We start from the raw sequence: 4767 nt of genomic DNA, 5'->3' as shown, positions 1-4767 counted from the left end.
AAAGCTGCGGAATTTTAAAATTCCAAACTATCGCCGCAAGTTCGCTATGAAATTTGGCTCGCTACTTTGAACCGCTTCGGCGTTAAATTTTAAATCTCGCGCGCCGCGCCCAAACAAAGCCCGATCGCGCAGTGTCCGCACGCCATTTTTCGTCGCAACGCTCACACCGCTTGATCGGCTAAAATTCCGCGTTTTGCTCCCAGATACGCTCTTGCGACTTTGCGTCCACCGCCGCAAGCTCGGCTAGCTTGCAAAACGCCTCCCAAATCTCCTCGCGCTCCATGGTGTCGATGCTATGCTTGGCGTCTATCGCGTTAAAAACGGCGATAAATTCTTTTAAAATTTCGGTTTTCTCGGTCTTAAGCTCGCTGCTTGCGGGTTTTGCTTCTAGCGCGCTTAGCTTCTTGTGCGCGCCTGCATAAGCCCTCATCGCCTTTCTAGCAGTCGCCGCGCCCACGCCCTCTCTGCCGTCCCAGCGGCGCAGCGGGTTATTTAAATTTGCCGCCAGCCACTGTTTGCTTCGCGGCTGCCTGATTACGAGGCTTTCTATACCCTTAAACTGCGCTCTAGCCGCCTCGCAGGCGCCTTTGGGCACCGACCAGAAACAAAGGCGCTTTAGATGCGGTAGTTGCGCCCTCGTCGGAAAGCGTTCAAATCCGTAAACCTCGCTAAGCCAGACGTCTTTTAGATGTTCAAATTTAGCGAGCGCGTCGATGTTTTTTAGCGTGCCGCCCTGCGCGTTAATGAAAATTTCGCGCAAATTCGGAAAGCTCGCCGCAACGCATGCGAGATCGATGCACTTGCCGCGTTGCGAAAATATCTGTAGATCGCGCAGTTTTCCAAGCCCGCGAATGCAAAACCCGCCGTCGTTTAGGTTTAGTTGGACGCTCAAAAGCTCGCCGTCAAAGGGGCAGCGCACGCTCTTTAGCCGCGCGATATCGCTGTTTATTACGAGCCGCCACAGCGAGCCGTTTAGCGTGATCTCCTCCGTGCCGCCGGCGTGCAAGACGAGCTGCTGCAGGTGAGTGCGCGAGATATCTAGGGCTTCTCCCGCATTTTTTAGTTCCAAATCGGTCATCATCGGCGTCGCTTCTAAAAAATCTTTTAAATTTTCATCCCAAACCGCGCTTTTTATCTCGTAGCAAAACAGATTTTGACGCGCTAAATCGGCGTAAAATTCCCTGCTTTGCGGCTGCGAAATTTCAAGTTTTTGCTTGCGGACGGATTTAAATTTAGCGCAAATATCCTTCGGAAGCTCGTTCCACGCAAGCTGCATATAAATCTGTTCGATACTTTGCAGGCTCACGCACTCGGGCGGCTCGCAAATCAAAGCGGCGTTGCCGATAAAAACGGGCTCGGCGTCCAAAATTTCATCCACGCCGAGATAAAATTCTCCGCGCTTCCAAAAGTGATGATCGAAGTAAAACGGCTTAAGCTTAGCCGCTTCTTTTAGACCGGGCGGCACGCTCACAAAGCCGTCCAAAACGAGCGCGACGAGCCCCATCTGCGCGCTTAGGATCTGCGCGGTAAAATACGCGTCCCGCCTCTTAAGCTTTACGGCGAAGAGATCGCCGATTTTCGGCTCGGTCATTTCCGTCCTTTAAATTTTAATCTGTCCGCACCCGTTTGACGAGCACGGATTTTAGCGGAGCTGCGAGCTAAATTTAGCTCAAATCCGCTCCGCCATAAGGCGCTGCTTTAAATCAAATTTCATTTGCACTCAAAGCTGCTCGCGTTATTTTCGTCGCCGCCTACGTATGTAGCCACTTTCGGATACGCGCAGATAGGGATCTGCTTACCCACGCGGCTCGCGCTTTTGTCTAGCAGGCTTTGCGGCGTCGCGCCTTAAGCGCGCTTAGGAGCGAAAATGCTCGCCTGCCGGTTTGCGAAAAGGCGCGAGACGCTAGCGCAGATCGGTCTTCAATAAGACGCAAAAAACGTACAAAACTATCGCAGGAGCCTACGTTGCGAAATTTTACCACCGATAAATTTTATCCTCGTAAGCGATCAGTCTAAACTCCTCTTTGTGGTTGCCGTTGCCGATCGTGTGGCTGTCTTGGCCTGCGCCGAGGCGTAGTTTATGCAGCCTGCCGCCATAAGTGCCCACAAAAAGCACGCTCCCGTCATCACTTATCGCCATAGACTTTATCGTGCCGCCAAGATAATGACGCCAAATTTTACGCCCGTCCTTGCCGACTGCCTTAATGTAGCCGTATGCATCGCCGAGGATGTAAAAGTCCTGCGTCGCTACGCCCGCGTAAACTCTCATCGCATCGTCGATCAGCGTGAAATTTTGCTCGTCGCCGCCGTCCGGATCGTAAAAACCGACCTCCAGCCCGCGCTTTAGCAAAGCCCTATCCACGCCGATCGTAACGCCGTTGTAGAAGTGGCAGGAGTTTGTGATGAGCTGCGTATCGTCCGCGCTAAATAGGCAAAAGTGCGGATACGAGCTCTGCGCGCCGATGTTACCAAGCCGCTCGCCCTCGCTATCCATCAGGACGTGATCGCTATCTTGCTCACCCGCGACGATTAACTCGTTGTCGTTTGAGAGGGTCGCATTTGCCATGGCTATCTCGAGCTCGTATTCATCCTCGTCCTCGCCCTCATCCTCGTAGATCGGATGGATAAGCTTCGCACCGCTTTGCGAGATCAAAAAAATTCCGTCGTGGGCGGTCAAAAGCACCTTGCTGCCGTCGTTAAAGGGTAAAATTTCAGCCTCGTCGTAGATGATCTCCAGCTCGTGGCTAAATCTCGCCACCAACTCACCGCCGCTCTTGCCGTCGTAGCCCCTGATCAGCCATACCTCGTCTTGATTTAGTAGGGCGTAAATTTCGTTTCGCTTTGACTTACCCACGGCAATGACGTCGTCCGCCACCTCGCTCACGCGGTCGCCCTCCAGCAGATACAGCGTCTTGCCGTCGTCGTTTGAGGCGATAAAAAGGACGTTCTCGCCGCCAAGAGGGCAAATTTGATCGATGTCTCTTAGCTTTTTTCTCAACTTTTTATCGAAAATGACGTTTGAGGGCGGAAAATCGGCTCTAAATTTCGCCGTCTCGCCGCGCTCGTTGGCTTCCTTTAGCAGCTCAAAAACCGCCTCGCAAAGCTGCGTCATACCCTCGCGCTCATCGACCGAATCTTCGCCCTTGTAGGCGTCCCAGCCGTGCACCTCCGCAAACGCCACCATATCGTTTACCGCCTTGGCGTATTTCTCGCCCTTTTCATTCCACTCTTTCTGCCACTCCGCCTTAAGCGTCTCGTAGTCCTCTCGCGCATCTTCTCTCCTTGAGCTTAGTCCGGCCGCCTCTTTTGCGGGCGGCACGTTTTATGAAATTTTAGCAAAAAGGGCCAAATTTAGAGATAAATTTCAGGCATGCAAAGCGTCTAAATTTAAGATCAAAGCATCGAGGCTAGCCCGCAGTCTGAGGTAAAATCGAATTTAAAGCCGGACTTAGACCCGCAGCTCGCGCTAAAAAAACAGCGCCCGAGCGGTCCGCAGAATCTGGCTCGTCCGTCGCGCGATTTCGCAGGTCGCGGCATTTGGTTAAATTTAAAGCCTATACTTTCGCGGCGGAGTTTTGGAATTTTAACGAATGAGGGTCTTCAACGAGCGCTTGAAATTTTAGTCTCAAGAGATGATTTTGATTTCATTCGCGCAAGATCCGCCAAAGTCCGCGCCGAATGGATCGCGTACCGTGAAATAATGATCTATCGCGCCGCATCCGTGTCCGATCTGCTCACCCCAGCCAAGCGCCCTGCGCACGAAGCCCTTGGCATGGGCGACGGCTGCGGGCAGGCTAAGCCCCGCCGCTAGCGCGCACGCGATCGCGCTTGAGAGCGTGCAGCCCGTGCCGTGGGTGTTACGCGTAGCAATTTTCGGCGCGAAAAACTCATAAAATTTGCCGTTTTCGTACAAAATATCGACCGCTAAATTTCTCAAATCCCCGCCCTCTCCGCTCGGCTCAAAACCAGCGCCTAGGGAGGCTGCGGATAAATTTTGCCCAAAAGAAGGCTCTGCGCCCGTCGTTAAAATTTTGCATTCGCCAGTAAAATTTTTATCCGCGAAATCCGCGCTCTTCGTCAAACCCGCAGAATTTTCGCATGCGCCATCTTCGCTCGCTTCACGCTGCGAAGTATTAAAATTTCGCGCTGTATTCATTTCCGCCGCGCTCGCTTCCGCCGCAATGCAAGTCGCGCTCGCGCCCGCAAGATCGCCGCCTTTAATCAAAATCGCGCCGCTAAAAAACTGCGAAATTTTAACCGCAGCAGCGCGCATGTCGGCTAAGCTTAAAATTTTCATCTCCGATAAGACCTCGGCTTCGCGCACGTTGGGCGTGATAATCTCCGCGGCGGGAGCGAGCTTGTATTTTAGCGCATGCAGCGCGCTTTGTTTCATCAAAACTCCGCCGCTAGTAGCGACCATCACGGGATCTAAGACGACGTTTTTCGCGCCGTGCTTGCCCAGGCTCTTTGCGATGGCCTCGGCAACCCCCTCATTGGAGATCATTCCGATTTTAACGGCGTCCGGAAAGATGTCGCTAAAAATCGCATCGAGCTGCGCCTCTACAAAATCTGGCGAAACGTCCAGCACGCCGAATACGCCGCGCGAATTTTGCGCCGTAAGCGCCGTAATAGCGCTCATGGCAAACATCTTGTGCGCGCTAATCGTCTTGATATCGGCTTGGATGCCGGCACCGCCGCCGCTATCAGAACCCGCGATAGTAAGAATTCTTTTCATAAAAAGCCTTTAAAATTTTAGCGCGATTATAT

3 protein-coding genes are annotated in these 4767 nt (G+C 52.8%); all 3 read right to left on the bottom strand.

What is annotated here, in order from left to right:
* Positions 1-178: 178 nt before the first annotated feature.
* Positions 179-1591, bottom strand: a complete 1413-nt coding sequence (locus Q0340_RS11720) for a hypothetical protein (RefSeq protein WP_298083458.1) — start codon at positions 1589-1591, stop codon at positions 179-181.
* 384 nt (positions 1592-1975) lie between these two features.
* Positions 1976-3319 carry a PQQ-binding-like beta-propeller repeat protein gene (locus Q0340_RS11715; protein WP_298083457.1) on the bottom strand — a complete coding sequence of 448 codons (1344 nt, stop codon included), beginning with the start codon at positions 3317-3319 and terminating at the stop codon, positions 1976-1978.
* A 306-nt stretch (positions 3320-3625) separates the two neighbouring features.
* Complete coding sequence (thiD, locus tag Q0340_RS11710; protein WP_298083456.1) at positions 3626-4735, bottom strand: bifunctional hydroxymethylpyrimidine kinase/phosphomethylpyrimidine kinase; 1110 nt, start codon at positions 4733-4735, stop codon at positions 3626-3628.
* Positions 4736-4767: the final 32 nt, after the last annotated feature.

Origin of the sequence: uncultured Campylobacter sp., assembly GCF_938045595.1 — a bacterium.
In the GTDB taxonomy this organism is placed as follows: Bacteria; Campylobacterota; Campylobacteria; order Campylobacterales; family Campylobacteraceae; genus Campylobacter_B.
Note: the sequence above shows the minus strand (reverse complement) of the source record. Positions and strands in the feature narration are given on the sequence as shown.